General features: G+C 70.7%; 27 protein-coding genes. 7 read left to right on the top strand and 20 right to left on the bottom strand.

The window, feature by feature from the left end; genetic code table 11:
* Window positions 1-29: 29 nt before the first annotated feature.
* Entirely contained in the window at window positions 30-311 is a 282-nt protein-coding gene (locus tag ACFW48_RS24545; protein ID WP_064730025.1) for an acylphosphatase, read from the bottom strand.
* Between the two features lie 178 nt (window positions 312-489).
* Between ACFW48_RS24545 and ACFW48_RS24540 the strand changes: the two genes are divergently transcribed.
* On the top strand, window positions 490-1,695 hold the full coding sequence (locus ACFW48_RS24540) for a CAP domain-containing protein (protein WP_386317883.1): 1,206 nt from the start codon (window positions 490-492) through the stop codon (window positions 1,693-1,695).
* Window positions 1,696-1,715: 20 nt separating this feature from the next.
* On the opposite strand, the gene ACFW48_RS24535 is transcribed toward ACFW48_RS24540, so the two are convergent.
* The 5 genes from ACFW48_RS24535 to ACFW48_RS24515 are packed head-to-tail and all read right to left on the bottom strand — an operon-like array spanning window position 1,716 to window position 5,557.
* On the bottom strand, window positions 1,716-2,957 hold the full coding sequence (locus ACFW48_RS24535; protein WP_383557266.1) for a tyrosine-type recombinase/integrase: 1,242 nt from the start codon (window positions 2,955-2,957) through the stop codon (window positions 1,716-1,718).
* Window positions 2,957-3,151, bottom strand: coding sequence for a helix-turn-helix transcriptional regulator (locus ACFW48_RS24530; protein ID WP_383557269.1), 195 nt, complete (start codon window positions 3,149-3,151; stop codon window positions 2,957-2,959). The genes ACFW48_RS24535 and ACFW48_RS24530 overlap by 1 nt, the downstream gene beginning before the upstream one ends.
* Window positions 3,148-4,584: a replication initiator protein RepSA gene (gene repSA / locus ACFW48_RS24525; protein WP_386317881.1), complete on the bottom strand. Its 1,437-nt coding sequence runs from the start codon at window positions 4,582-4,584 to the stop codon at window positions 3,148-3,150. The genes ACFW48_RS24530 and repSA overlap by 4 nt, the downstream gene beginning before the upstream one ends.
* Window positions 4,581-5,318: a helix-turn-helix domain-containing protein gene (locus ACFW48_RS24520; RefSeq protein ID WP_386317879.1), complete on the bottom strand. Its 738-nt coding sequence runs from the start codon at window positions 5,316-5,318 to the stop codon at window positions 4,581-4,583. The genes repSA and ACFW48_RS24520 overlap by 4 nt, the downstream gene beginning before the upstream one ends.
* Window positions 5,315-5,557, bottom strand: a complete 243-nt coding sequence (locus tag ACFW48_RS24515) for a hypothetical protein (protein WP_383557278.1) — start codon at window positions 5,555-5,557, stop codon at window positions 5,315-5,317. The genes ACFW48_RS24520 and ACFW48_RS24515 overlap by 4 nt, the downstream gene beginning before the upstream one ends.
* A 191-nt stretch (window positions 5,558-5,748) precedes the next feature.
* On the opposite strand from ACFW48_RS24515, the gene ACFW48_RS24510 reads away from it, so the two are divergent.
* The 4 genes from ACFW48_RS24510 to ACFW48_RS24495 all read left to right on the top strand — a co-directional run bounded on the left by ACFW48_RS24510 (window position 5,749) and on the right by ACFW48_RS24495 (window position 8,546).
* The gene (locus tag ACFW48_RS24510; RefSeq protein ID WP_386317877.1) at window positions 5,749-6,507 is read left to right on the top strand and encodes a GntR family transcriptional regulator; all 759 of its coding nucleotides are present in this window, start codon (window positions 5,749-5,751) and stop codon (window positions 6,505-6,507) included.
* The gene (locus ACFW48_RS24505) at window positions 6,477-7,052 is read left to right on the top strand and encodes an AAA family ATPase (protein ID WP_386317875.1); all 576 of its coding nucleotides are present in this window, start codon (window positions 6,477-6,479) and stop codon (window positions 7,050-7,052) included. The genes ACFW48_RS24510 and ACFW48_RS24505 overlap by 31 nt, the downstream gene beginning before the upstream one ends.
* A 409-nt stretch (window positions 7,053-7,461) precedes the next feature.
* Window positions 7,462-7,875, top strand: a complete 414-nt coding sequence (locus tag ACFW48_RS24500) for an Imm10 family immunity protein (RefSeq protein ID WP_383557285.1) — start codon at window positions 7,462-7,464, stop codon at window positions 7,873-7,875.
* Between the two features lie 275 nt (window positions 7,876-8,150).
* Window positions 8,151-8,546, top strand: coding sequence for a winged helix-turn-helix transcriptional regulator (locus ACFW48_RS24495; RefSeq protein ID WP_386317873.1), 396 nt, complete (start codon window positions 8,151-8,153; stop codon window positions 8,544-8,546).
* 10 nt (window positions 8,547-8,556) lie between these two features.
* Here ACFW48_RS24495 and mutM read toward each other — a convergent pair whose 3' ends face one another.
* From mutM to ACFW48_RS24450, 9 genes are all read right to left on the bottom strand, one after another.
* The gene (mutM, locus tag ACFW48_RS24490; RefSeq protein ID WP_386317871.1) at window positions 8,557-9,414 is read right to left on the bottom strand and encodes a bifunctional DNA-formamidopyrimidine glycosylase/DNA-(apurinic or apyrimidinic site) lyase; all 858 of its coding nucleotides are present in this window, start codon (window positions 9,412-9,414) and stop codon (window positions 8,557-8,559) included.
* 97 nt (window positions 9,415-9,511) lie between these two features.
* Window positions 9,512-10,372, bottom strand: coding sequence for a ribonuclease III (gene rnc / locus ACFW48_RS24485; protein ID WP_310871012.1), 861 nt, complete (start codon window positions 10,370-10,372; stop codon window positions 9,512-9,514).
* Between the two features lie 7 nt (window positions 10,373-10,379).
* A complete protein-coding gene (rpmF, locus tag ACFW48_RS24480; protein ID WP_006139588.1) occupies window positions 10,380-10,553 on the bottom strand; it encodes a 50S ribosomal protein L32 in 174 nt (57 codons plus the stop codon).
* 2 nt (window positions 10,554-10,555) lie between these two features.
* Complete coding sequence (locus tag ACFW48_RS24475; protein WP_386317868.1) at window positions 10,556-11,200, bottom strand: YceD family protein; 645 nt, start codon at window positions 11,198-11,200, stop codon at window positions 10,556-10,558.
* Between the two features lie 156 nt (window positions 11,201-11,356).
* Window positions 11,357-12,457, bottom strand: a complete 1,101-nt coding sequence (locus tag ACFW48_RS24470) for a cell division initiation protein (RefSeq protein WP_386317866.1) — start codon at window positions 12,455-12,457, stop codon at window positions 11,357-11,359.
* A 121-nt stretch (window positions 12,458-12,578) separates the two neighbouring features.
* Entirely contained in the window at window positions 12,579-13,058 is a 480-nt protein-coding gene (coaD, locus tag ACFW48_RS24465) for a pantetheine-phosphate adenylyltransferase (RefSeq protein WP_386318021.1), read from the bottom strand.
* A gap of 26 nt (window positions 13,059-13,084) precedes the next feature.
* On the bottom strand, window positions 13,085-13,672 hold the full coding sequence (gene rsmD / locus ACFW48_RS24460) for a 16S rRNA (guanine(966)-N(2))-methyltransferase RsmD (RefSeq protein ID WP_386317864.1): 588 nt from the start codon (window positions 13,670-13,672) through the stop codon (window positions 13,085-13,087).
* 55 nt (window positions 13,673-13,727) lie between these two features.
* Window positions 13,728-15,944, bottom strand: coding sequence for an ATP-dependent DNA helicase RecG (gene recG / locus ACFW48_RS24455; RefSeq protein ID WP_386317862.1), 2,217 nt, complete (start codon window positions 15,942-15,944; stop codon window positions 13,728-13,730).
* Between the two features lie 93 nt (window positions 15,945-16,037).
* A complete protein-coding gene (locus ACFW48_RS24450; RefSeq protein ID WP_386317860.1) occupies window positions 16,038-17,744 on the bottom strand; it encodes a DAK2 domain-containing protein in 1,707 nt (568 codons plus the stop codon).
* A 268-nt stretch (window positions 17,745-18,012) separates the two neighbouring features.
* On the opposite strand from ACFW48_RS24450, the gene rpmB reads away from it, so the two are divergent.
* The gene (rpmB, locus tag ACFW48_RS24445; RefSeq protein ID WP_013000438.1) at window positions 18,013-18,198 is read left to right on the top strand and encodes a 50S ribosomal protein L28; all 186 of its coding nucleotides are present in this window, start codon (window positions 18,013-18,015) and stop codon (window positions 18,196-18,198) included.
* A gap of 179 nt (window positions 18,199-18,377) precedes the next feature.
* Here the strand turns inward: rpmB and thiD are convergent, their stop codons facing one another.
* Window positions 18,378-19,175: a bifunctional hydroxymethylpyrimidine kinase/phosphomethylpyrimidine kinase gene (gene thiD, locus ACFW48_RS24440; RefSeq protein ID WP_386317858.1), complete on the bottom strand. Its 798-nt coding sequence runs from the start codon at window positions 19,173-19,175 to the stop codon at window positions 18,378-18,380.
* Window positions 19,172-20,140 (bottom strand): thiamine-phosphate kinase, encoded by a 969-nt coding sequence (locus ACFW48_RS24435; protein ID WP_121749368.1) that lies wholly within the window; start codon window positions 20,138-20,140, stop codon window positions 19,172-19,174. Before ACFW48_RS24435 ends, thiD begins: the two co-directional genes overlap by 4 nt.
* 233 nt (window positions 20,141-20,373) lie before the next feature.
* Here ACFW48_RS24435 and ACFW48_RS24430 point away from each other — a divergent pair, with 233 nt between their 5' ends.
* Window positions 20,374-20,607, top strand: a complete 234-nt coding sequence (locus tag ACFW48_RS24430) for an Lrp/AsnC family transcriptional regulator (RefSeq protein ID WP_053137604.1) — start codon at window positions 20,374-20,376, stop codon at window positions 20,605-20,607.
* A 232-nt stretch (window positions 20,608-20,839) separates the two neighbouring features.
* On the opposite strand, the gene ACFW48_RS24425 is transcribed toward ACFW48_RS24430, so the two are convergent.
* The 3 genes from ACFW48_RS24425 to ACFW48_RS24415 all read right to left on the bottom strand — a co-directional run bounded on the left by ACFW48_RS24425 (window position 20,840) and on the right by ACFW48_RS24415 (window position 23,968).
* Window positions 20,840-21,997 (bottom strand): D-alanine--D-alanine ligase family protein, encoded by a 1,158-nt coding sequence (locus tag ACFW48_RS24425; protein ID WP_386317855.1) that lies wholly within the window; start codon window positions 21,995-21,997, stop codon window positions 20,840-20,842.
* 103 nt (window positions 21,998-22,100) lie between these two features.
* The gene (locus ACFW48_RS24420; protein ID WP_386317853.1) at window positions 22,101-23,111 is read right to left on the bottom strand and encodes an NAD(P)H-dependent glycerol-3-phosphate dehydrogenase; all 1,011 of its coding nucleotides are present in this window, start codon (window positions 23,109-23,111) and stop codon (window positions 22,101-22,103) included.
* Window positions 23,108-23,968 carry a lysophospholipid acyltransferase family protein gene (locus ACFW48_RS24415; protein WP_386317851.1) on the bottom strand — a complete coding sequence of 287 codons (861 nt, stop codon included), beginning with the start codon at window positions 23,966-23,968 and terminating at the stop codon, window positions 23,108-23,110. The genes ACFW48_RS24420 and ACFW48_RS24415 overlap by 4 nt, the downstream gene beginning before the upstream one ends.
* Window positions 23,969-24,059: the final 91 nt, after the last annotated feature.

Genomic DNA, 24,059 nt, shown 5'->3' with positions numbered 1-24,059 from the left:
GCTCTGGGGGGCCTTCGCGCGGTCCGGTGTCAGCGGATGGCGAAGCCCTCGTAGCCCCCGCGGGGTGTGTCCCAGATCTCGGTGACACCGTCCACTCGTCCGGGCGTGTCGTCACCGTGCAGCCAGTCGAGCAGTCCTTCGCAGCGCTCGCGCGGGCCCTCCGCGACGACCTGGACGCGCCCGTCGGCCAAATTGAGAGCAAAGCCACTCATCCCGCCGAGCTCCAGCGCCCTGGCCCGCGTGAACCAGCGGAAACCCACACCCTGAACCTGTCCGCGCACCCACGCGACCAGCCGTACATCCTCGCTCATGACTGCAACCTAACCAGTCAATGTCTCGCCGGACACTTCACCCCCTGGCGCCATGCGGTACCGTCCCCACCCAATGAAACTCACCTGAAACTCACTCGTTCGTGTGAGTTCCGTGTTGATCGTGAGGACACGTCGACCGCGAGGACACGTCCAGCGCGAGGACGAGGAAGGCCAGAACATGGGACGCCACCGACGCTCCGCCGCCGGCCGCGCCGCCACGGGCCGCGCCGCGGGGGGCCATCAGCCGGACGGCACGACGGGACAGGGCCGTGACCAGCAGGCCCCGGACGCGGGCGCCCGCCCCACCATGGGGATCGCGCCCTACCTGAACCCCGAGGCGTACGCCGAGGTCCGTGCCAAGAGCGACGCCTACCTGTTCGCGCCGGACGACCCGGACGGCGACGGGGGCGAGGGCCACCCGCGGGCCGGCCGCACGGTCCCCTTCCCGAGCGACGGTTTCTCCCCCGACGACGGTCCGCAGCGCGCGGGCACGCACCGCCGCCGCAAGAAGAAGGGCGTCACCCCGGTCCGCACGGGGCTGCTCGGTGTCTCGGCCGCGGTCGCCATCGGCACGGTGGCGGTGGCCACGGGCGCGGTGCCCGGGCTCGACAACTACCGGATGGGCGGCAGCGGCGGGGGCGACCGGGTGCAGTCCCAGGACGCCCCGACGAACACCCCGTCCGAGCAGGGCGGCACCTCCGGCAGCGCAGAGGCCGACCGCGGCGGCGACGCCTCCACGAGCCGCGGCACCGACCGGTCGTCGTCGCCCTCGGAGTCCGCCGAGTCCTCCTCGCCCTCCGAGTCCGCCGAGTCCTCCTCGCCCGAGTCCTCCTCCCCCGCGCCGTCCTCGCCCTCGGCATCGGCGTCGAAGCCAGCCGCCCCGGCCGAGACGCCGGCGAAGACGAAGAAGCCGGAGACGACCCCCAGCACGAAGCCGAAGCCCACGCCCTCGCGTCCGGCCGACAAGAAGCCCGGGCAGCCCAGCGCGCCCGCCGCCGTGTCGGACGAGGCCGTCGCCCAGGCCCAGGTGCTCAAGCTCGTCAACGACGAGCGGGCCAAGGCGGGCTGCAGCCCGGTGGCCGCGAACAGCGCGCTGCGCGAACTGGCCGAGGACTTCAGTGAGGCCATGGCCGAGCAGGGCTTCTTCGACCACACCGACCCCAGCGGCGCGACCCCCTGGGACCGGGCCGAGGCGGCCGGGATAAGCAACCTCGGCGGCGAGAACATAGCCCGCGGACAGGCCGACGCCCAGGCCGTGATGGATGCCTGGATGGACAGCCCGGGCCACAAGGCCAACATCCTGAACTGCGACTTCCAGACCCTGGGGGTCGGAGTCCACTTCGGCTCCGGCGGTCCGTGGTGGACTCAGAACTTCGGCTACTGAGATAACCGCAGGTCAGAGACCTAGGAGACCCCCGGGGCCGTCTCGGGGCCGTCACTCGCTGACTCCTCATCCCCGAAGACGCGGTCAACGGCGGCCCGGGTTCGCGTCTCGCTCGACGGCATCAGGTGCGTGTACGTGCGCAGGGTGAAGCCGGGGTCATGGTGGCCCAGGTACTCGCTGAGAGCCTTGATGCTCTCCCCCGCGTCCAGGAGCACCGACGCGTAGAAGTGGCGCAAGGCGTGCATGCCGTTGCTGCGGTCAGCGTCGACGCCGGCACCCCGGAGAGCTGGCCGCCACACACGGTCGTTGAAGCGGTTGCGATTCAGCGCCAGGCCCTCGGTACCGGTGAAGAGCAGCGAGGCCGTGACCGGCGGACCGTCGAGCGTCTTCCACGGCAGGGTGATCCTCGTCGCTGGATGCCGCTTCAGGTGACCAGCCAACGCGAAGGCGACGGATTCCGGCAGCGGCACGTCACGCTCTCGCCCGCTCTTTGGCGGAGCGAACACCGCCCGGTGGCGCTGCAACAGCTTGACCTGTCGCACGACGTGCACGACACCGCCAAGGAAGTCGACGTCTTCCACCGCCAGGCCGAAGGCCTCCCCCTGCCGCAGGCCAAGCCCGGCCGCCACGTTCACCAGGGCCTGATAGCGGTCGGGCAAGGCAGCGCGAACTGCCGTGACTTTGCCGACGGACCAGGGCTTGACCTTGCGCGGCTCAAGCCGCGGAGCCTTGACCGAGCGCGCGCTGCACGGATTCACGCGGATGATCCGGTCTTCCACAGCGGCGGTGAACACCGTCGAGACGTGGGCGAAGATCCCGCGCCGGTAGCCAGCCGAGAGCCCACGGTCTTCCAGCGTGCGCAGCCAGAGGCGCAGATGCGAGGGCGTGAACGAACTCATCGGCCGAGTGCCCAGATGCGGGATCGCGTGGAGCCGTAGCCGACTCTCGACCGACTCACGGGTCAGAGGGTCCGTGATCTGTGTTGCCATCCACTCGGTGGCGAACTGCTCGAACGTGACCTTCCCCGAGTTCGGATCAACGTAGTCGCCACGCGACATGTCGGCCTCGATGTTGGCGAGCCACTGTTCCGCCTTGCGCTTCTGCTTGTCCGGGAAGCTCCTGGACTTCTCGGAGCCGTCAGGCCCGACGTACCGGGCGCGGTAGCGCAGGCCGACGCCGAAGCGGTCGGTCTTGGTCTTGATGGTCTTACCGTCGGCGTCGGCCTCGACCTTGTACCAGCGGTCTTGGACGTGTCCGGCCATCAGGCTGCCTCTTCCATCTGGTTCTCGACCCAGACGCGGACGTCTTCGGGGTCGAAGCGAAGGTGCCGGCCGACACGGAAACCGCGCGGTCCGGTCTGCTTGCGGCGCCACTGGTAGACGGTCTCGACCGGGACGCCGAGGAGGTCGGCCAGGTCGACCGGGGTCAGGTAGCGGTCGGGCAGCGAGCGCTTCATGCCCACACCTCCATGTCGTCCATGTCGTCCATGTCGTGCAGGTCAGCGACTGCTTCGCGTGCTGTCTCGCGGTTCAGGCGCAGGTCTCGGGCGATGGAGGCGGCAAGCCACGATTCACCCGGAGAGTGGCCCTGTCCGGCGTAGGTCCAGTGAGCGAGGACGAACGTGGAGCCTTCGGTGTCATCGAGGTTTTCGGAGAGCCCGTGTTCGCGGCGTTCCTGGCGGGCGCGGTAGTCGGCGCGGGTCTGACGCAAGGCGCCCAGGGTGGTCGAGTAGCGGCGGGACTTGGTGGAGAAGTGCCCGCGGAAGCCGAGCATGTGAGCCCACCGGGCCAGCAGCCGATCCGGGTAGGCGTCATTGAGGAGGCAGCACGCTTCGATCAGCCGCCGCGTGTGCGCGGGCAGGTCGAGCCGGTCGAGTTCGGCCAGCTCCCCGATGCGGCGGTCAACGGTGCCGGTGGTCTCGGCGGCTTTGGTGGCGTACTTGGCGACGTAGGAGGCGACGGCCTGTTCGGTCAGTTCCTCGTGGCCCAGGGCGCCGATGGGCTGGACATCGACCTGCGTTCCCCAGCGCAGGGTGCGGGCGGGGAAGTCCCCGGCAGCCGGGACCGGTACGGCGACGCGGGCGGCGGCGGCCCGAATCGCGGCATCCAGGAGAGCGATGGTGGCCCACGCCGGCGGGGAGGTGTCGGGGCCGTCCGGGCCGTCGAGGCGCACCACGGCGTGGAAGTGGACAGCCCCGCGTTTCTGGAACTCGGCGACTTTGCCGAAGGAGACCCGGCATTCCTCGCGTAGGGCGGCTTGGGTGATGCCCGCGCGGGCGGCGATCTCCCGGCGCAGGTAGACGGTGAAGCGGCGCCACAGGTCCCCGGCATGGTTGTTCCACAGCACCGATCCGGCGTAGTCGTAGCGCTTCGGGTCCAGGGCGGTGCCGAGGGCGGGGTCAGTCTCGGCGTGCTGGGCTCCGCAGCGGCAACGTCCCGAGGCGGGCCGGTTGTGGACCGGGCCGAAGGAGGGCGCGGTGAGGGTGGCGAAGACGCGCGGGTGATCCCGCACGGTCGCGGGCACGTCCTTGCCCTCATCACCGGTGATCCCGGCGCGGATCAGGTGATAGGTGTCCCCGGCGTAGGTCCAGGCGCAGGCGGGGCAGCGGGAGGCCCGGCGGTTGCCGCAGGCTACCCGGAGGCGTCCGCCCGGCTCCTGCTCCGTGGAGTAGGAGTAGAGGACGTCACCGGTCTTGGCGTCGCGGGTGACCGTGGAACCTTGCAGGTGGATCGGGTTGGAGCAGCCGCCCGTGCGGCGGATCTGCTCGCGCCAGCGGTCGAAGCCCGGAGCGTTGGCGACCCGCAGGAGGTCAGCGAGGGTCAGGGGGTCGGTGCCCACGGCCGACGCCACGTCAGCGACGGCAGCCGTGGGAACGGGCAGGTGCGTCACGCGGCCACCGCCCGCAGGTGCGAGGTGGCGGGCCGGGTCGGTGTGGCCGTGGCGTAGAGGTGATCGAGGGTGGCCAGGTAGCCGCCGACCATCGGGGCCGACCCCAGGCGACGCAGGTGCAGGACCGGAGCAAGAGCCGGGGTGAGCCCGTCGATCGGCGTCGTGACCAGCAGGTCATCATCTGCGCGCATCACGTCGGCCCGCAGTCCGGGGTGGGTCGACAGCCGCAGGCCGGGGACCGCCAACAGCGAGGGGAACACGTCACCCAGTCCGGTGACCGGCCCGGCCGGACTCTCCGGGGTGACGATGCGGACCCGGACACCGGCGGCGGACTTGTCAGCCAGCAGTGTGGGCAGGTCCCAGACCGCGTCGGCCAGGAACAGCAGGTTGGACACGGCCAGGTCGATGACCGTGGTCGTGTTGGCCAGGGTAGAGCGCCACAGACCGTAGGGGACGGTGCTGCGCATCGGGTAGCAGGCGACGACCTCATCCTGAGCGGTCGGGGCGGAGCGGTGACGCTCCACGAGCTTGGGCCACAGGTGGTAGGCGTCCGCGCCGAGGAGCTTGGCGGCGGCTTCCGCATTGCGGGCGTGCGGAGTCCGCTCCGAGTTCAGCCAGCGGTCGACCGACTTCGGGTCGACGCCGAGGTGATCGGCCAGACCCTCGATCGTGACGTTCGCGGCGACCATGGCGCCACGCAGCCGCTCATTCCCGGTAATCGTTGCGGAGGTCATGCGGCCACCGCCCCGGAGAGCGAAGCCAGCGGTTTGCCCGTCTTCCAGACGAAGGGCACGGCCACCGGGCAGCGCTCCCGACCGTGAAACAGGACGCCGATGCCGTCCACGTTGATCCAGTCGAGTCCTCCCGACGCGCCGCAGGCCCAGCACGGCGAAGGGACGACCACGGCGTCTTCACGGCGGGACAGCGGGGCGGGTAACCGCGCCGGGTGCGAGCCAACAGGCATCACGGGCATGATGGGACTTCCCTTCGAGGGAGCCAGGGGCGGCGGTTCTTCTTGGCGGTTGAGGCGCCGTCCCTGGGCAGGCGTTGGTGGTGCCGGATCTCTCATTCATGCGGTGCTACATCCCTAGGGTTCCCTAGGGCATCTTAGGGTGTCAAGCGGTACGCTAGGGAAGTAGCCACTGAGACAAGGGAGCTGACGCAATGGCCGACCAGGCAGACAATCGAGCGCCCTATGCGCAGATTGCCGCCCACTACGCGGAGCTGATCACGTCCGGCGAACTCCAGCCGGGCTCGCTTCTGCCCAGCATCAAGACCCTCGCGCAGGAGTGGAGCGTCAGCGCCGCGACTGCCGAGAAGGCGTTGCGGAAGCTGCGTAACGAGGGGCTTGTCAGGGGTATCCACGGCATCGGAACCGAAGTCCTGGACCGCCCTGCGCCCATGTCTTCCGGGTCTCAGCGTCAGGACCGAGGCCGCCGTACCGGGTCAAGTTGGGGAACCGGCGAACGGTCCGACTCGCATCAGGCTTCGGTGGTGCCGGCGCCCGCAGAAGTGGCCCAGGCATTGGACCTCAAGCCCGGCTCGGACGTGATCCGGCGCAGCCGGGTCTACCGCGACCGACACGGCATCGTCGCGCACTCGACGTCATGGATTCCCGTCCGGTACGGAGAGCTGATTCCGCAGCTCACGAGCAGCGAGCGACTGACCGGGGGGACATCGCTGCAACTCATCGCGCAGGCAACGGGCCGCCCCATCACGCACCGGTTCGACACCGCGTCGGCTCGACTGCTCACTCCCGAGGACGCGGAGCTGTTGGAACTGGACCCCGAGAAGGCCCCGCGGGACCCGGTGGTCGTCATGACTGCGAGGTTCGTCGACAGTGAAGGCTCCGTCGTTGAGTACGGCGTCGACCTGGGCGGCCCCGGTCGTACGTGGCAGACGGAATCGGAAGTCACCCAGTGAACGGCGCTCGCCAACCGTTCTGTGTCCTCATGGTGGGACTTCCCGGCTCAGGGAAGACGACTCTGGCCCGTGCGCTGACAGCGCGAGGGTTCGTCAGACTTTGCCCGGACGAGGAGATGTTCCGCCGACATGGGGTGTACGGAGTCGACTTCCCCCGAGGGACGTTCCCGACCCTTGAGCGGCCGATCCTCGAAGAGACTGCCGTCCAGCTCCGCGAGGAGCTGCAAGCCGGTCACGACGTGGTGGTCGACCATGGCTTCTGGACGCCGGAAGACCGTGCCCACTGGCGATCGGTCGCTACCGAAGGTGGCGCGATCTCGGTGGTGGTCTACCTAGAGGTCAGTCACGAAGAGCTGTGGTCCCGCGTGAGCAAGCGCAATGCTCGGCACGAGGACGATCCGAACTCGATCTACTTCGCGGAAAGCGACCTGATCCGCTACCGCAAGCGGTTCGTGGCTCCAAAGCCCGACGAGCCGCACCTTGTCTACAACGGGGACCCTGAGTCTGTACTTAAGGACCTGCAATCGGAGCTGGACCGCGCATAGCCGGAAGCACGAAGCCGCCATGGCACGAGTTACAGGTTTCTCTACCTCATCAAGGCCCCCGCGCACGGCGCGGGAGCGCGCCGCCTCTGCGGCGCGGCCCGCCTCCTGTCTTCGCCCCGGCTGGCCGCGCCCGGCGGCGCGCAGGCGACTGCGGGGGGCGTGGGATGGGGAAACCCCTCTGTGGCTGGGGCGGTCGGCTCCACGGCTTTAGGCAGCCACTTTGGGGCGAGCCTCTAAGATCTTGGCCCCAACGTCGTGCTTTAACGGGCAGGTCCACAGACTGCCCGACTCGCCATCAGCTTACGGGGCCAAGATCACTCGCCCCAAAGCAGCTCCAGCCCAAAGCCGCTCCACCGACCTCGCGTCGCTCGTGATCACGGCTATCGGTCGCCAGTGCTAAAACTCGTGCATGACGTACAGATTCACGGCACAAGTTGCTTGCGGGCTCGATGACCCTGATGAGGATGACTGCGTGATGGCTGGCCTGGCCGAGTCGGATGACGGGGACGGCTTCTCCCTGCTGTTCATGTGCGACTTCGACGAGCCCGGCGCCCAAGAAGTGTCCCTCGGTATGGATACCCACTGTCTTGTCACGCCTGACCAGGGAACCGCCTACGGCTGCGTACGCGAAGTAGAGCTGAGCGGCGATGTACTGCGGGTGACCTTGGACCCTGCATCGTTGGCCGGTCTCGGTTTGACCGATCCTGTCGTCGAGGCAGTGCTTCGTGCGCCGGAGGCGGACCTATCTCGCATGCGTGAGGTGCTGCCGCGCATCCTGGAGTACGGGCGCCCAGACGCCCGCCCCACCCTCATCAAGCTTTAACTGGTACAGGCAGCGAGGTACAGCATCGAGGGGCACGCCACGACACCCCCGCTCGGGCCGTCTCTGGGCCGTGCGGGGGCGCTCAACGACGACCAACGCTGACAACCACCGACAGCTAAGTCGCAGGTCGCAGCGTTGATCGATTACGTGGCCGCAGGTCAGAGACCCGGCCCACCACTTCTTCGGCTACTAGCAGTACCCCGGGCAGCGTCGGAGCGCTGTCCGGGGCTCAGCGCGACCTGCGGCTCAGCGCTGCGCTCACGTACGCTGGGCGCATGTCGACCACGCAGGAGCGCACGGAGGAGCAGGACCTCCCGTACGACGTGTTCTCCAGGGCCTGTCCCTCGCGCGGCACCCTGGAGCACGTCACGGGGCGCTGGGGCGCGCTGACGCTCGGCGCGCTGTACGAGGGCTCCTTCCGGTTCAACGAGCTGCGGCGCCGCGTCGACGGCGTCAGCGAGAAGATGCTGGCCCAGACCCTGCACGCGCTGGAGCGCGACGGTCTGGTGCACCGCGAGGCCCAGCCCACCAACCCGCCCCGCGTGGACTACGAACTCACGGGGCTGGGACACGCGGTGGCCGGGCGGCTGATCGCGCTCATCCAGTGCCTGGAGGGGCGGATGGACGAGGTGCTCGCGTCGCGTGAGCGGTACGACGCCCGGCAGCTCTAGGCGTTCTCTCCTAGGCCGGGCGGGGCGGCCGCTGGCACTTCGGGCAGAAGTAGCTGGAGCGGTTCATCCACGGCCGGCGGCGCATCGGTGTGGCACAGCGGCGGCAGGGCAGGCCCTCGCGGCCGTACGCGTCGAGCGACCGGTCGAAGTAGCCGGACTCGCCGTTGACGTTGACGTAGAGGCTGTCGAAGCTGGTGCCGCCCACCGCGAGGGCCGCGTTCATCACGTCGCGGACGTGGCCGAGGAGTTCGGCGGTGCGGGGGCGGGTGAAGGTCGCGGTGGGGCGTTCGTAGTGCAGGCGGGAGCGCCACAGGGCCTCGTCGGCGTAGATGTTGCCGACGCCGCTGATCAGTGACTGGTCGAGCAGGGCCCGTTTGATCGTGGTGCGCTTGCGGCGCAGCGCGAGGTGGAACGCCTCGTCGTCGAAGAGCGGGTCGAGGGGGTCGCGGGCGATGTGCGCGATGACGTCTGGCAGCCCGTCGGGGGTGGTGTCGTGCAGGGACAGGCCGCCGAAGGTCCGCTGATCGACGAAGCGGAGTTCGGTGGACAGGGCGTCGGTGAAGCGGACGCGGATGCGCAGGTGCTTCTCGGCCGGTGCCTCGTGCGGCTGCACCAGCAGCTGGCCGCTCATGCCGAGGTGGGCCAGGATCGCCTGCCCGGTGTCCTCCAGGGGCAGCCACAGGTACTTGCCCCGGCGGCTGGGCGTGCCGATGCGGTGGCCCTTGAGGCGCTGGGCGAAGTCGTCGGGGCCGGCGATGTGCCGGCGTACCGCGCGTGGGTGCAGCACCTCGGCGTCGGCGACGGTGCGGTGGGCGACCCAGCGCTCCAGGCCACGCCGTACGACCTCGACCTCGGGCAACTCGGGCATGGCATCCCCTCGGATGGGCCGGTGGACGAGCCGAACGCCCGCCCCTGGCGTGGAGCGGGCGTTCGGAACGTGCGATGAATCAGATGGATCGGACGGATCAGGCGGAGGCCGACGGGGCGTCGGCGCTCGGCTGTGCCGCCGCTTCGGCGGCGGGCTGTGCCGCCGCTTCGGCTGCGGTCACCTTGGCGCGCTCGTCCGCCGCGGCCCGGATGGACCGCCACGCGGATTCCGCGGCCTGCTGCTCCGCCTCCTTCTTGCTGCGGCCGGTGCCGGTGCCGTACGAGACGCCTCCGACGCGGGCGGCAGCAGTGAAGGTCTTCTCGTGGTCCGGGCCGGTCTCCGTGACCAGGTACTCGGGGACGCCGAGCCCTTCGGTCGCGGTGAGCTCCTGGAGGCTGGTCTTCCAGTCCAGGCCGGCGCCGAGGTTCGAGGACTTCTCGATCAGCGGGTCGAACAGGCGGTGCACCAGTTCGGAGGCCGCGTCGAGGCCCTGGTCGAGATAGACCGCGCCGATCACCGCTTCAAGGGTGTCGGCGAGGATGGATGCCTTGTCCCGGCCGCCCGTGCCCTCTTCACCGCGGCCGAGCCGGATGAAGGAGCCGAGGTCGAGCCCGCGGCCCACCTCCGCCAGCGCACGCGAGTTGACCACCGCGGCCCGCAGCTTGGCCAGCTGGCCTTCGGGCAGGTCGGGGTGGGTGCGGTACAGCGTGTCCGTGACGACGAGGCCGAGGACGGAGTCACCGAGGAACTCCAGCCGCTCGTTCGTCGGCAGACCGCCGTTCTCGTACGCGTAGGAACGGTGGGTCAGCGCACGCACCAGAAGGGCGGACTCGAGCTGATAGCCGAGCCGCCCTTCCAGAAGCGTGTGGGACGAGGCCTGGGTGTCCGCCTTCTTCTTGGCGGGTGGGTCCGCCTTGGCGTCTTCCGCCTTCTTGGGGACTGACACAGTGCCTCTCACCAGCCGCTCAGACCTCGAGGACCTGGCGCTTGTTGTAAGTGCCGCAAGCCGGGCACGCGATGTGCTGCAGCTTGGGCTCGTGGCAGCGCTCGCACGCAACCAGGGTGGGGACCGCAGCCTTCCACTGCGACCGGCGGTGGCGCGTGTTGCTGCGCGACATCTTCCGCTTCGGAACAGCCACGGCTACTTCTCCTGCTTCTCGTCGACGCCAGGTTCGGCGCCGCTCATCTCGTCCTTCTCGCCGTCTCCGAGTGAACCGGCGAGTCCCTGCAAAGCCGCCCAACGAATGTCGACGGCGTCGTGGTGGTGGTCCGGGTCGTCCGCCAGGCGTGCTCCACACTCGGAGCACAGACCCGGGCAGTCTTCCTGGCACACCGGCTGCATCGGCAGTGCGAGCACCACCGCGTCGCGCAGCACGGGTTCGAGGCCGATCAGTCCGTCCTCGACGAAGAGCCTGTCCTCGTCTTCCTCGGCGTCGTCGGCCGGCTCCGCCACAGGGCGGCCCCGGTCGTCGGCGTCAGGGTACGAGAACATCTCCTGGAAGTCCGCTTCGAGCTGCTGCTCGAGCGGCTCCAGACACCTTACGCACTCCCCCTCGGCCTTGGCACGGGCGGTGCCCGTGACGAGCACCCCTTCCATGACCGACTCGAGCCGGAGATCGAGTTCCACCGGGGCGCCTTCCGGTACTCCGATGACTCCCTGGATACCGAAGTCCTTGGGAGCGTCGACCGTGCGGGTCAGGCGCTGGAGCGCACCGGGCCGCCGTCCCAGCTCGTGTGTGTCGAACACGAGGGGGTTGCGGTGGTCGAGGCGCGCGTTCAGAACCATTCCTGCTTTCGGTCTTCGTGAGTGTGGGGGTGCCGCCCTTCGGTGTTCCCGGGCAGCGGCGATCGCGGACGTACGCGCGACCGAAGAGCCAGGATACTGGACCATTCGCTTTCGGCCCAATCCGGCCCGGGACGACGCCCGGGACGACGCCCGGGGCTAGAGTCCGCGGCCCTGTTCGTAGGCCCTCAGCTGTTCGGCGCTGATCATGCTGGTGTCGAAGAGGCTGGTCTCGTCGAGTGCCTGCGGCTGAGCCTGCTGGGGCTGCTGGGGCTGGGCGTAGCCCTGCTGGCCGTCGTACGCCGGCTGCTGGGCGTCGTACTGGTAGGCGTACGGGTCCGCCGTCTGCTGCTGGTAGCCGTACGGGTCCTGCCGGTCGCCGTAGGTCTGCTGGTAGCCGGCGTAGGGATCGGGCTGCTGCTGGGCGTAGCCGTACGCCGGCTGCTGCGCCGGCATCTCCGGCACGGCCTGCGCCGGTACCTGTGCCGCTGCCGGCTGCTGCTCGCCGTACTCCCGCTGGTGCGGCTGCCCGGCGGAGGCGTCGGAGAGGCCGGCCAGGCCGGCGAGGTAGTCCGCGTCGCTGGAGTGCTGGACGGTGCTCATGTCGTCCGCGAGGGCGCCGAGGTCGTCGGTCGCGATCCGGCCGTGCAACTTCTGGCGGCCCCGGCCGACGGCGTCCAGGGTCTTGGCCAGCACGGCCTCGAAGGCGCCGAGCTTCGTGTCGACGTAGGTGTCGGCGTCGCGGCGCAGGGTCTCCGGGTCGTGGCTGCGCTCGGGGGCGTCCTCGTCCTCGTAGCCGTTCTCGTCGAGGCCGGGTCCGGTGCCGAGGAGTTTCTCGCGGCCCCGGCCGACGGAGCCGAGGGTCTTGGTGAGGACGACCTCGAAGTTGGCGAGCTTGGAGTCGACGTACTCGTCGGCCTCGGCGCGGACCTCCTCGGCCTCCTGGCGGGCCTCGGCGAGGATCCGGTCGGCCTCGGCCTGGGAGCGGCGGGCGACCTCGGTGTCGGAGATCAGCGAACCGCGCTCGGCCTGCGCGCTCTCGATGATCCGGTCGGCCTCCTGGCGGGCCTGCGCGACCATCTGGTCGCGGTCGCCGATCAGCTCCTGGGCCTGGGCGAGGGATCCGGGCAGCTCGGCGCGCAGCTCTTCCAGCATCGAGAGCAGTTCGGCGCGGTTGACCACGCACGAGGCCGACATGGGCATGGCGCGGGCGCCGGAGACCATCGCGCTGATCTCGTCGAGCTTCTTCTGCACGTCCACCGTGTGCTCGCCACTCTCTACAGCTGTGTTGGAGACGGACGGGACGACTGTACGACCCTGGGGTGTCCGGGGGACACCGGGTGACGGCTTGTCAGTCTCCGGCAGCTGTACGAGGGCGGTGTCAGTCCTGCCTCAGGCGCTCGGAGAGGGCTTCGAGGACCAGCGGCGGCACGAGGTGGGAGACGTCGCCGCCCCAGGTCGCCACCTCTTTGACCAGGGAGGACGACAGGAAGCTGTAGGTGGGGTTGGTGGGGATGAAGAGGGTCTCCACGCCCGAGAGGCCGTTGTTCATCTGGGCCATCTGCAGCTCGTAGTCGAAGTCGCTCACCGCGCGCAGGCCCTTGACGATGGCCGGGATCTCGCGCTGCTTGCAGAAGTCGACGAGGAGGCCGTGGAAGGACTCCACGCGCACGTTCCCGTACTCGGCGGTGACCTGGCGGATGAGGTCGATCCGCTCCTCGATCTCGAACAGGCCCTTCTTGGCCTGGTTGATCATCACGGCGACGTAGACCTCGTCGTAAAGGCTGGAGGCCCGGGCGATGATGTCGAGATGTCCGTTGGTGATCGGGTCGAACGACCCGGGGCAGACGGCGCGGCGCACTTGAGTTCCCTCGCTCTCCGGTCCGGTCATCGTGCGTCTTCGCACGTAGAGGCGGCGCGACCGTACCAAAACGTTCCCTCGCCGTAGCGACGGGCCCGGATCGCGTCGAAGCCCTGGGGCCAGCGGAATTCGCCACCCCTGGTGCTGCGCTCCACGGTGACGAGCGCTTCCCCGGTGAGCCACCCCTGAGTGCGGAGTGTGAGCAGGATCTCCCGAAGATCGTCGTCCGAGACGGCGTACGGCGGATCCAGGAAGACGATGTCGTAGGGCTCGGCCGGAGCCGGGGTACGGATGATCTGTTCCGCTTTGCCCGCCCGGACCTCGGCGCCGGGCAGGCCGAGCGCCTTGACGTTCTCCCGGACCGTACGGACGGCGCGGGCGTCGGCCTCGACGAGCAGGACGTGCCCCGCGCCCCGGGACAGCGCCTCCAGGCCGACGGCGCCGGAACCGGCGTACAGGTCGATGACCCGCTCGCCGTCCAGCGGGCCGCCGAGCAGGGACTGCCAGGTGGAGAAGAGTCCCTCGCGCGCGCGGTCGGAGGTGGGGCGGGTGCCGGTTCCCTGCGGGACGGCGAGGCGGCGTCCGCCGGCTTTGCCGGCGATCACGCGGGTCATCTTCGGGTCCTTGTCGGTGTGCTCGGGTGTGCGGACGGTGTCCGGTCCCAGTCTGTCAGCCCTTCTCCAGGTACTGCTCCCGCTCGTCGTCCAGCAGTGCGTCGAGAGCCGTCCGCAGCCCGGGCAGGCCGGTCAGCTCCGGGTCGGCGGCGACCACCGCCGCCGCCTCCTCCCGCGCCTCGGCGATGATCTCCTCGTCCTCGATGACGGCGAGGACGCGCAGGGAGGTGCGGGCGCCGGACTGGGCCTGGCCGAGTACGTCGCCCTCGCGGCGCTGTTCGAGGTCGATGCGGGAGAGCTCGAAGCCGTCGAGGGTGCCGGCGACGGCGCCCAGCCGCTGCCGGGCCGCGCTCGCCTCGGGCATCTCGGTGACCAGCAGGCACAGGCCGGGGGCGGAGCCCCGGCCGACGCGGCCGCGCAGTTGGTGGAGCTGGGAGACGCCGAAGCGGTCGGCGTCCATGATCACCATCGCGGTGGCGTTGGGGACGTTGACGCCGACCTCGATGACGGTGGTGGCGACGAGGACGTCGGTCTCCCCGGCTGCGAAGCGGCGCATGACGGCGTCCTTGTCGTCGGGCTGCATACGGCCGTGCAGGACCTCGACCTTGAGGCCTTGGAGCGGGCCTTTCGCCAGCTGCTCGGCGACGTCGAGGACGGCGAGCGGGGGCCGCTTCTCCGCGTCACCCTCAGTGGGCGGCTTGGAGCCCTTCTTCGGGTCGTCGCCCTCGTCGCCGATGCGCGGGCAGACGACGTACGCCTGGTGGCCGTTGGACACCTCCTCGCGGACCCGTTCCCAGGTCCGGGCGAGGAAGTGCGGCTTGTCGGCGGCCGGGACGACATGGCTGGCGATCGGGGACCGGCCGGCCGGGAGCTGGTCCAGGACGGAGGTCTCCAGGTCGCCGAAGACGGTCATGGCGACGGTGCGCGGAATCGGCGTGGCGGTCATGACGAGCAGATGCGGCGGCTGCTTGCCCTTGCCGCGCAGGGCGTCGCGCTGTTCGACGCCGAAGCGGTGCTGTTCGTCGACGACGACCAGGCCGAGGTCGTGGAACTGGACCTTGTCCTCGATCAGCGCGTGCGTGCCGATGACGATGCCGGCCTCGCCGGTGGCCAGGTCGAGCAGGGCGTGACGGCGGGCGGCGGCGCCCATCGAGCCGGTCAGCAGCACCACCTTGGTGGCGTGTTCGGCGCCGCCGAGCATCCCTCCCTCGGCCAGCTCCCCCATCATCTCGACGACCGACCGGTGATGCTGCTGGGCGAGCACCTCGGTGGGCGCCAGCATCACGGCCTGCCCGCCCGCGTCGACGACGGCGAGCATGGCGCGCAGGGCCACCATCGTCTTTCCCGAGCCGACCTCCCCCTGGAGCAGCCGGTGCATCGGGTGGTCGGTGGCGAGGTCGTCGAAGATCTCCCGGGAGACCTTCCGCTGGCCGTCGGTGAGGGTGAAGGGGAGACGGTCGTCGAAGGCCGTGAGCAGGCCGTCCGGGCTCGGTTTCCGGGGGACGGCCGGGAGTTGGGTCTCCGCGTGGCGGCGGCGGGCGAGGGCGACCTGGAGGACGAAGGCCTCGTCCCACTTCAGGCGGGCGCGGGCGTCCTCGATGTCCGCCTTGGTGTGCGGGCGGTGGATCTTCAGGAGGGCTTCGGGGAGGGAGACCAGGCCACGTCCCTCACGCAGGGAGCCGGGGAGGGGGTCGACGGCCTCCTGCGCGCTGGGCAGCACCGTCTGGATCGCCTTGCCGATCTTCCAGGACTCCAGCTTGGCGGTGGCCGGATAGAGGGGGATGAGGGCGCCCGCCCAGGACTCGACGCTCTCGGTCCCGTCGTCATCACCACTGCCGCGCAGCAACTCGTACGCCGGATGGGCCAGTTGCAGTCGGCGGTTGAAGACGGAGACCTTGCCCGCGAACATCGCGCGGGTGCCCGGCAGAAGCTCCTTGTGGGGCTTGTGGACGCCGTTGCCGAAGAAGACCAGCTGGAGGCGGCCGTGGCCGTCCGTGATGGTCACTTCGAGGCGCTGCCCCTTGCCGCGCGGCGCCTTCGACGAGGCGAAGGTGTGCAGGCGGGCGTCGGCGACCTGGGCCACCACCGTGACGTGCTCGTCCATCGGCAGGTCGGCGAGGTGGGTGAGCTGGCCGCGCTCCTCGTATCTGCGGGGGTAGTGGTGGAGGAGGTCGCCGACGGTGTGCAGGCCGAGATGCTCGGCCATCACCTTCGCGGTGGCGGGGCCGAGTACCTTCTTCAGGGGTTCTCGCAGTGCGGGCACGAGATCCATTGCACACCACGCCACTGACAATGGCCCCGCACCTCCCCGGAAACCGGCGTTGTCGGCCGCACACCTCCCGGGGAGCCGGCGGTACCGGCCGCCCTACTCCACACCGATCAGCAGCAGCGCGCCCTGCCTGCCGCCCCGGTAGACCACCGTGTCGACGGCGAGATACGCCTCGCGGACGCGGGCCTCCAGGTGGGCGGTGACGGCCTCGGGGGCCTCGTCGCCGAGGACCAGGGTGACCAGCTCGCCGCCGGCCGCGAGCATGCGGTCCAGGACGGTCTCGGCGACCTCCGTGACGTCCGCGCCGATCACGGCCACGTCGCCGTCGACGAGGCCGAGTACGTCGCCGGCCTGGCAGATGCCGGCCGTGGTCCACGACTGGCGTTCGGCGACGGCGACCTCGGCGTGGCGGGTGGCGCCGGCCGCCGAGGTCATCGCCACCACGTCCTCGTCGAAGCGGCGCTCGGGCTCGTGCACGGCGAGCGCGGCGATGCCCTGGACCGCGGAGCGGGTCGGGATCAGGGCGACCCGGATGCCTTCGGTGCGGGCCTGCTCTGCCGCCGCGGCGGCGGTGTGGCGCAGTTCGGCGTCGTTGGGCAGCAGGACGACCTCACGCGCGTGCGCCCGCCGTACGGCCTGGACGAGTTCCCCGCTCGCGGGCGGTTCCCCGGGGCGCGCGAGCACGGTGGTCGCGCCGGCCTCGGTGTAGAGCCCGGCCAGGCCCTCCCCCGGCACGACCGCCACCACGGCGCGCTGGGTGCGCTCGCGGGGCGGGCGCCCGGTTCCGGCGGTGTGCGCGTCGCCGTGCCCGAAGTGGGTGATCCGGATGCGGTACGGCCGCCCGGCCTCGACGCCCGCCTCCACGGCGGCGCCCGCGTCGTCGACGTGCACGTGGACGTTCCACAGTCCGTCGCCGCCGACCACCACGAGCGAGTCCCCGAGGGCGTCGAGCCGCTGCCGCAGCCGCGCCACGGCCGCGTCCCCGGCCTCCAGGAGGTAGATCACCTCGAAGGCCGGGCCGCTCTCGTCGTCCTCCGCGGCGCACTCCCCGGCCGTCTCGCCGCCGTGCGCCACGCGCGCGTGCGGCACGGCGACCGGTTTCGGATCCGGCGCACGGCCCGTGAACGTCTCCACCAAGGCCGCGAGGACCGTCACGAGGCCGTGTCCGCCGGCGTCGACGACTCCGGCGCGCTCCAGGACGGGCAGCTGGCCCGGGGTCGCGGCGAGCGCCGCGCGGGCACCCTCGTAGGCCGCCCGGGCCACCGCCGCGCAGTCGCCCTCCGTACCGTCGGCCGCGTCGTCCGCCGCGTCGGCGGCGGCCGAGGCGACGGTCAGGACGGTGCCCTCGACCGGGTGGGCCACGGCCTGCCGGGCGGATTCGGCCGCGTGCCGCAGGGCCAGCCGCAGGCCCGGACCATCGGTGTGAGCGGGTTCACCACCGGCGGTGAGCACCTGGGCCATGCCGCGCAGCAGCTGCGCGAGGATCGTCCCGGAGTTGCCGCGCGCGCCGATCAGCGCGCCGTGCGCCATGGCACCCACGGCATCGGCCAGCGAGGGCCCGCCGCCCGCGTCCGGCTCCCCGGCGTCCACCGCGTCCACCGCGTGCGCCGCGAACACCGCCTCCACCGCGGCGACGGCCGACTCGACGGTCAGATAGAGGTTGGTGCCGGTGTCCCCGTCCGCGACCGGATAGACGTTGATCGCGTCGATCTCCTCGCGTGCCCGTCCCAGCGCGCGCAGCGACAGACCGCACCAGGTACGCACCGCCAGAGCGTCGAAGAACCTCTGCGGCACCTGCGCCACCTGCGCCTCCCTGAGCTGCTGGACGTGGCAGGCAGCGTAGACCTTGGGAGGGTGCCCACCGGAAGAGGGCCGGGGGCGGGCCCCTGAGCTGCCATGGTAGTTTCGTTGTACGGGAGCAGCCGTTGTATGCTGCTCCGGTTGCCCGATCCCGATCGGGCTCTTCCCCCTGGCACCGCCACTCAGACCCCGGACCGTTCGCGGCTCCGGAACCTTGATCCCGGCATGCCGGGGTCAACCGTAAGTGCATCTGAAGTCTTTGGAGTGACCCGTGGCTGCCAACTGCGACGTCTGTGGCAAGGGGCCGAGCTTCGGCAACAACATCTCGCACTCGCACCGCCGTACGTCCCGTCGCTGGAACCCGAACATCCAGCGTGTGCGTACCGTGGTCGGCGGGACGCCGAAGCGCGTGAACGCTTGCACCTCGTGCATCAAGGCCGGGAAGGTCTCGCGCTGACGCGTCAGCTGAGCGCGCGGCCACTGCCTGGTCCGCTGCATGAAGCCGGTCCACCTCGGGTGGGCCGGCTTTTTGCCGTACCGGAAACCTTGCCCGGCCGCTAGGGCCTGGCCCCACACGGTCGACGGCGCCCCCGTAGCCCTCCACCTCACGCGGGAGCGCCCACCCCGCCCGGACGCTCAGCCCTGGGCCCGCCCGAGCGCCCAGCCGTGGTCCACCGGACCGATGCCGGCGCCGAGCCCGAATCCGGCCGCGATCGCCCCGGTGACGTACTCCTTGGCCGCCGCGACCGCCTCGGGTACCGGCCGCCCCTTCGCCAGACCGCAGGCGACGGCCGACGCGAGGGTGCAGCCCGTGCCGTGCGTGTGCCGGTTGTCGAGGCGCGGGGCGCTCAGCCAGTGCTCCTCCGAGCCGTCGGTGAGCAGGTCGACGGCGTCGCCGGCCAGGTGGCCGCCCTTGATCAGCACCCAGCGCGGCCCGTACTCCAGCACGGCCGCCGCGGCCCGGCGCAGATCGGTGTCCGACTCGACCCGTACGCCGGTGAGTTGGCCGACCTCGTCGAGGTTGGGCGTGGCGACGGTCGCCGCCGGCAGCAGTTTGGCGCGTACGGAGTCCAACGCGGAGGCGGCCAGCAGCGCGTCCCCGTGCTTGGAGACTCCGACCGGGTCGACGACCGCCGGGGCGTCCGTGCCGCCGATCAACTCGGCGACCGCCTCGACCAGTTCCGCGGAGGACAGCATCCCGGTCTTGACCGCCTGGACGCCGATGTCGTCCACGACGCTGCGGTACTGGGCCCGCACGGCGTCCACGGGCAGCTCCCAGGCGCCCTGCACGCCCAGCGAGTTCTGCGCGGTCACCGCGGTGAGCACGCTCATGCCGTGGGTGCCGAGGGCGAGCATCGTCTTCAGGTCGGCCTGGATGCCGGCGCCGCCGCCGGAGTCGGAGCCGGCCACGGTGAGAACCAGGGGCGGTGTCATGACTCCACGTCCTCACCGAAGTGGTCCCAGCCGCCCTTGCTGGTCCAGGGCGCCCCGTCGACGGTCACCTGGGGCAGCGCGGAGGGGTTGAGGACCTCGCCGATGACCTTCCAGCGGGCGGGCAGCTTCACGTCCGGCGGGAAGGTGGCCACGATCGCGTGGTCCTCTCCCCCGGTGAGCACCCACTGCATGGGGTCGACGCCGACGGCCTGGCCGATGTCGTTCATCTGGGACGGGATGTCGATCTGGCCGGAGCGGATGTCGATCCTGACCTTGCTGGCCTCCGCGATGTGGCCCAGGTCGGCGATCAGTCCGTCGCTCACGTCGCACATCGCGGTGGCGCCGAGGCCCGCGGCGGCCGGTCCCGCGTGGTACGGCGGCTCCGGGCGGCGGTGGGCCTCGACGAAGGCGCGCGGCGAGCGGAAGCCCCGGGACAGTACGGCGAACCCGGCCGCGGACCAGCCGAGCCAGCCGGTCACCGCGACGAGGTCGCCGGGCTGGGCGCCGCCGCGGGTGACGGGCTCCTGGTTGCGCAGGTCGCCCAGCGCGGTGATGGAGACGGTGATGGTGTCGCCGCGCACCACGTCGCCGCCGACCACGGAGGCGCCCGCGACCTGGCACTCGTCGCGCAGCCCGTCCATCAGCTCGGTCGGCCAGGTCACCGGCAGTTCGGCGGGTACGACCAGGCCGAGCAGCAGCGCGGTCGGCACGGCGCCCATGGCGGCGATGTCGGCGAGGTTCTGCGCCGCCGCCTTGCGGCCCACGTCGTACGCGGTGGACCAGTCCCGGCGGAAGTGCCGCCCCTCCACGAGGATGTCGGTGCTGGCCACCACCCGGCGGTCGGGCGCGGCCACCACCGCGGCGTCGTCGCCGGGGCCGACCCGGACCGCCGGGGTGGTGGTGAGACGGGAGGTGAGCTCCCTGATGAGCCCGAACTCCCCCAGCTCACCAACAGTGCCCTTCATCGCCTTGGCTCCCCTTCCGTCCCTGTACCTGTCCGTGCCCGGTCGCGCGTCATCTCTGTCCTCGTTACGGTCGAAATGACCGTCACCGCGGTCGGCGTGATCGTCAACTCGTGTCATTGCGGTACCCCGGCGCGCGGGGCCCGCGCCCCGCGGGTCTCCCCGCGAAGAGCGGTGACGCGATACCGTGGCGTTCCTCTTCCCCACATGATCCTCGTGGCCGCTCTGGAGGTTCCGTGGTACAGGCGTACATCCTGATCCAGACGGAGGTCGGCAAGGCGTCGACCGTCGCCGAGACGATCAGCAAGATCCCTGGAGTCATCCAGGCCGAGGACGTGACAGGACCCTACGACGTCATTGTCCGCGCCCAGTCCGACACCGTCGACGACCTGGGTCGCATGGTGGTCGCCAAGGTCCAGCAAGTGGACGGCATCACCCGTACTCTGACCTGCCCGGTCGTTCATCTCTGACCCCCTTCCGCCCGCTCGCTCTCGCTCTGCTGATCGCCGCCGCAGGCTGCTCCTCAGCAGACGACAGCGGGTCGGCGGTGGTTCCCGGCCCGGGCACAAGGTCACCGAGCTGTTCCGGAACCCGGACAAGGCGCTGCCACCGACGGGTGGTGGGCCGGGGAAACCCGCTGATCATACTGCGGAAGGCGATCCCCGAGGGGACCGCCTTCCGGGCCGTGCGTGAAGCAGGACGTCAGCGCAGTCCCGTCGACCGCCGCAGCGCCGCCTGGACCAGCCGGTCCACCAGCTCCGGGTAGCTCACGCCGCTCGCCTGCCACATCTGCGGGTACATGGAGATCGGCGTGAAGCCGGGCATCGTGTTGATCTCGTTGATCACGAACTCGTCGTCCTCGGTGAGGAAGAAGTCCGCGCGCACCAGGCCCTCGCAGGAGGCCGCGTCGAACGCCTCGACGGCGAGCCGCTGGACCTCGGCGGTCTCCTCGGGCGTGAGCGGGGCGGGCACGATGCCGGGCGTCGAGTCGATGTACTTGGCCTCGAAGTCGTAGTACGCGTGCTCCGAGGGCGGCGGGATCTCGGCGGGGACGGAGGCGCGGGGGCCGTCCTCGAACTCCAGCACCCCGCACTCGATCTCCCGGCCGCGCAGCGCCGCCTCCACGAGGATCTTCGGGTCGTGGCGCCTGGCCTCCTCGATCGCCTCGTCGAGTCCGGAGAGGTCGTCGACCTTGGTGATGCCGATCGAGGAACCCGCGCGCGCGGGCTTCACGAACAGGGGCCAGCCGTGGTCGCCGGCGAAGTCCACGATCCTCTTGCGGGCGCCGGAACGGTCCTGCTCCCACTCGCGGGGCCGGATCACCACGTACGGGCCGACCTTCAGCCCGTAAGAGGTGAACACCGCCTTCATGTACTCCTTGTCCTGCCCGACGGCCGAGGCGAGCACGCCCGCGCCGACGTAGGGCACACCGGACAGCTCCAGCAGACCCTGGAGGGTGCCGTCCTCGCCGTACGGGCCGTGCAGCACGGGGAAGACGACGTCGACCTCACCCAGCGCCTTGGGCACCGAGCCGGGTTCGCTGTAGACGACCTCGCGGTTGGCGGGGTCGACGGGCAGCAGCACGCCGCCCTCGGTCGACTCGGCCAGTTCCTCTACGTCGGGCGTACGGCGTTCGGTGATCGCCATGCGTTCCGGTTCGTCGGCGGTGAGGGCCCAGCGGCCGTCCCTGGTGATGCCGATCGGCAGGACGTCGTACCGCGTCCGGTCGATGGCCGCGAGGACGGCGCCGGCGGTGACCACGGAGATCCCGTGTTCGGAGCTGCGCCCGCCGAACACGACGGCCACACGCGGTTTGCGAGGCGGCTGCTCGGGGCTCTGGGGGAGGTTCTCGGTGCTCATATCGCGTTGAGAGTACCCGCCCGTAGGGCCGCGAGACAGCGTCGGCGGGGCCGCGTGGCGCGGGTGGACGTCCAGGTTCCGTTCCGGTGCCGCCCGGCGTCGCTCAGCGTCGTTCCGGCTTCGCGCTGCGCGACATCAGCTCCTTGAGCGCGACCACCGGGGGCTTGCCCTCGTGCACGATGCCGACGACCGTCTCGGTGAGCGGCATGTCGACGCCGTGCCTGCGGGCCAGATCGAGCACCGACTCGCAGGACTTGACGCCCTCGGCGGTCTGCTTGGTGACCGCGATGGTCTCCTGGAGGGTCATGCCCTTGCCCAGGTTGGTGCCGAAGGTGTGGTTGCGGGACAACGGCGAGGAGCAGGTCGCCACCAGGTCGCCGAGACCGGCCAGTCCGGAGAAGGTCAGCGGGTCCGCACCGAGGGCGACGCCGAGGCGGGTGGTCTCGGCGAGGCCGCGGGTGATGAGGGAGCCCTTGGCGTTGTCGCCGAGGCCCATGCCGTCCGCGATGCCGACGGCGAGCCCGATCACGTTCTTGACGGCGCCGCCGAGTTCGCAGCCGATGACGTCGGTGTTGGTGTACGGGCGGAAGTACGGCGTGTGGCAGGCGGTCTGGAGGCGCTGGGCGACGGACTCGTCCGGGCAGGCGACCACGGCGGCGGCCGGCATGCGGGCGGCGATCTCCCGGGCCAGGTTGGGCCCGGTGACCACGGCGATGCGCTCGGCGCCGACCTTGGCGACGTCGTCGATCACCTCGCTCATCCGCATCGCGGAGCCGAGTTCGACGCCCTTCATCAGGGACACCAGGACCGTGCCGGGCGCCAGCACGGGCGTCCAGTCGGCGAGGTTGGCGCGCAGCGTCTGGGAGGGGACCGCGAGGACCGTGAAGTCGGCGTCGCGCGCGGCCTCGGCGGCGTCGGTGGTGGCCCGCAGGCCCGCGGGGAGTTCCACGCCGGGCAGATAGTCCGGGTTGGTCCGGGTGGAGTTGACGGCGTCGGCGAGTTCGGCGCGGCGCCCCCACAGGGTGACGTCGCACCCCGCGTCGGCGAGGACCATGCCGAAGGCCGTGCCCCACGATCCGGTGCCGAAGACGGCCGCCTTGACCGGGTTGCTCACGTGCTCTGCCCTTCTGCCTGCTGCGACTGCCGGGACTGTGCCTGCTCGTTCGGCGCCTGCTGGTTCTGTGTCTGCTGGATCTGTGGCTGCTGGATCTGTGTCTGCTTCTGCGCCTGGAGGTTCTGTGCCTGGGTCCGGCGCCGCTGCTCGATCCGCTCCCGGCGCGGGTCGTAGGGGGTTTCGGGCGCCTTCTCGCCGCGGATCTCCTCCAGCTGGCGGGTGACGGCGGCCATGATGACCTCGGTGGCCTCCTTCAGGAGCTCCGTGGTCATCTCCTTGTCGTAGAACCGCGACAGGTCGACCGGCGGACCCGCCAGCACGCGGTGGGTCTTGCGCGGGAGGAGGCTGGGCTTCTTGGCGTACGGCGGGAGCAGTTCGTTGCAGCCCCACTGGGCGACCGGGACCACCGGGCACTTGGTCTGCAGGGCGACGCGCGCGGCACCGGTCTTGGCGGTCATCGGCCAGCCGTCCGGGTCGCGGGTGAGGGTGCCCTCGGGGTAGAAGGCGACGCACTCTCCGCGCTCCACGGCGTCGATCGCGGCCCGGAAGGCGCTCAGCGCGTCCGTGCTCTCGCGGTAGACGGGGATCTGTCCGGTGCCCCGCATCGCGGCACCGACGAATCCTTTCTTGAAAAGGCCGCTCTTCGCCAGGAATCGCGGGACGCGCCCGGTGTTGTACTGGTAGTGCGCGTACGCGAAGGGGTCGACGTGCGAATTGTGGTTCACGGCGGTGATAAATCCACCGTCGGCCGGAATGTTCTCCATTCCCCGCCAGTCCCGCTTGATCAGAACCACCAGCGGCGGTTTGCAGATCACCGCGGCGAAGCGGTACCAGAAGCCGATTCTGCGGCGGGGCACGCTGACACCTTTCCTCCAGGGCCTGGGGCCGGACAAGTGTCGCCCCGGGCCGCCCGTCTGTCGAGAACACCGTACGCCCCGGAGAGTGAAC

The sequence above is a fragment of the Streptomyces sp. NPDC058812 genome (genome assembly GCF_042744565.1).
Classification (GTDB): domain Bacteria; phylum Actinomycetota; class Actinomycetes; order Streptomycetales; family Streptomycetaceae; genus Streptomyces; species Streptomyces thinghirensis.
This window is presented reverse-complemented; position numbering and strand designations above follow the sequence as displayed.

Coding starts and splice junctions, on each gene's coding strand:
- ACFW48_RS24540 (WP_386317883.1), top strand. CDS start 490: ATGGGACGCCACCGACGCTCCGCCGCCGGCCGCGCCGCCACGGGCCGC.
- ACFW48_RS24515 (WP_383557278.1), bottom strand. CDS start 5,557: ATGCCCGTGATGCCTGTTGGCTCGCACCCGGCGCGGTTACCCGCCCCG.
- ACFW48_RS24425 (WP_386317855.1), bottom strand. CDS start 21,997: ATGAGCACCGAGAACCTCCCCCAGAGCCCCGAGCAGCCGCCTCGCAAA.
- ACFW48_RS24500 (WP_383557285.1), top strand. CDS start 7,462: ATGACGTACAGATTCACGGCACAAGTTGCTTGCGGGCTCGATGACCCT.
- rsmD (WP_386317864.1), bottom strand. CDS start 13,672: ATGACCCGCGTGATCGCCGGCAAAGCCGGCGGACGCCGCCTCGCCGTC.
- ACFW48_RS24510 (WP_386317877.1), top strand. CDS start 5,749: ATGGCCGACCAGGCAGACAATCGAGCGCCCTATGCGCAGATTGCCGCC.
- ACFW48_RS24495 (WP_386317873.1), top strand. CDS start 8,151: ATGTCGACCACGCAGGAGCGCACGGAGGAGCAGGACCTCCCGTACGAC.
- thiD (WP_386317858.1), bottom strand. CDS start 19,175: ATGACACCGCCCCTGGTTCTCACCGTGGCCGGCTCCGACTCCGGCGGC.
- ACFW48_RS24530 (WP_383557269.1), bottom strand. CDS start 3,151: ATGAAGCGCTCGCTGCCCGACCGCTACCTGACCCCGGTCGACCTGGCC.
- ACFW48_RS24520 (WP_386317879.1), bottom strand. CDS start 5,318: ATGACCTCCGCAACGATTACCGGGAATGAGCGGCTGCGTGGCGCCATG.
- ACFW48_RS24535 (WP_383557266.1), bottom strand. CDS start 2,957: ATGGCCGGACACGTCCAAGACCGCTGGTACAAGGTCGAGGCCGACGCC.
- ACFW48_RS24435 (WP_121749368.1), bottom strand. CDS start 20,140: ATGAAGGGCACTGTTGGTGAGCTGGGGGAGTTCGGGCTCATCAGGGAG.
- ACFW48_RS24545 (WP_064730025.1), bottom strand. CDS start 311: ATGAGCGAGGATGTACGGCTGGTCGCGTGGGTGCGCGGACAGGTTCAG.
- recG (WP_386317862.1), bottom strand. CDS start 15,944: ATGGATCTCGTGCCCGCACTGCGAGAACCCCTGAAGAAGGTACTCGGC.
- ACFW48_RS24475 (WP_386317868.1), bottom strand. CDS start 11,200: ATGGTTCTGAACGCGCGCCTCGACCACCGCAACCCCCTCGTGTTCGAC.
- mutM (WP_386317871.1), bottom strand. CDS start 9,414: ATGCCCGAGTTGCCCGAGGTCGAGGTCGTACGGCGTGGCCTGGAGCGC.